Genomic DNA, 418 nt, shown 5'->3' with positions numbered 1-418 from the left:
GTTGTAGTGATCAGTATTCTTTTATCTGGGTTTTGTATCGCCAGTTGTTCAACTAACTTCTTACTCGCCAGCACTTCCCCTACTGAAACGGCATGAATCCAAATCACACCCGATTGTCTATTCTTAATAGGCGGTGTAAATCCGAAATGCTCTTTCCAGCGATGACCAAAAGGCGGTTTGTTTGCTTTGGAGCGATATAGGCCCCAAAGCAGAATAGGGCTAATAAGGAAAAGTAGCGCGGTATAGGCCCAACGAACGACGATGCTCATATAACGACCTTATTTATATTTTGCCTTGGGAAATAACATCAAACTGCTCAATAGCACTAATGACTCTACTCGGCATTAACTCAGTTAGGCACTTTAGATGCTGCTTGGGACAAGTTCGTTCAAAGCAAGGTCGGCACTCAATATCAGTA

At 43.1% G+C, this 418-nt stretch carries 1 protein-coding gene and 1 pseudogene; both read right to left on the bottom strand.

Annotated elements, in window-relative coordinates; all coding sequences use genetic code 11:
- Nucleotides 1-269 (bottom strand): glycosyltransferase N-terminal domain-containing protein (locus AB4486_RS27065; protein WP_372119864.1); only part of this gene is annotated, 269 nt, incomplete at its 3' end.
- 13 nt (nucleotides 270-282) lie between these two features.
- Nucleotides 283-418, bottom strand: a pseudogene (locus AB4486_RS27060) (lipopolysaccharide heptosyltransferase II); the annotation flags it as partial.

It is taken from the genome of Vibrio sp. 10N.222.55.C6 (genome assembly GCF_041473395.1).
Lineage (GTDB): Bacteria > Pseudomonadota > Gammaproteobacteria > Enterobacterales > Vibrionaceae > Vibrio > Vibrio crassostreae_C.
The sequence above is the reverse complement of the archived record's forward strand: the minus strand, read 5'-3'. Positions and strand labels throughout refer to the sequence as shown.